The sequence below is a fragment of the Nocardia vinacea NBRC 16497 genome, assembly GCF_000308835.1.
Taxonomy (GTDB): Bacteria; Actinomycetota; Actinomycetes; order Mycobacteriales; family Mycobacteriaceae; genus Nocardia; species Nocardia vinacea.
In genome coordinates, this window is the sequence record NZ_BAGN01000301.1 from 1 (window position 1) to 497 (window position 497).

Consider the following 497-nt stretch of genomic DNA (forward strand, 5'->3'; position numbering starts at 1 on the left):
CCCACGATCGCGATCGGTTCACTCGAACGACCCACCAATAGCTCATTCGATTGCCGTAAAGCCAAATTCTCCTTGGCGGAGACACGCAGAGCTTTAACAAGTTCTTCTATCGACAAAGACATATCTAATTCTTTCCGATCAATTCATGTCGCGCTGCATGATGAAGCGCACGAGACTTTCGGGATCCATTTCATCTACCGCGTCTTGCGTCATATCACCGCCCTTGGCGACAGAATTACTTCTATCCTCCATGGCAAATCTCAATAGATGATCAAAGATGCCCGCCGAACGGAGTCGCTCCATTGACGCATTGGCGAGGAATTCACTAACGACAGCTTCGTCTTCACGAGAAGGGCCATTGAAATGGTCGTTACCGGCTAATTTCTGATGGAGGTGCTCGGCGACGGCTCTAGGGGTCGGGTAGTCGAAGATCAACGTCGCCGGGACCGCGACTTCGGTGGCGGTCTTCAAGCGCTTGCGTGCTTCGATGGCGGTGA

Annotated in this window: 1 protein-coding gene; it reads right to left on the reverse strand. The window is 52.3% G+C overall.

From position 1 onward, the window contains the following. Nucleotides 1-138 precede the first annotated feature (138 nt). Nucleotides 139-497 (reverse strand): acyl carrier protein (locus tag ON44_RS33580; protein ID WP_040697967.1); only part of this gene is annotated, 359 nt, incomplete at its 5' end.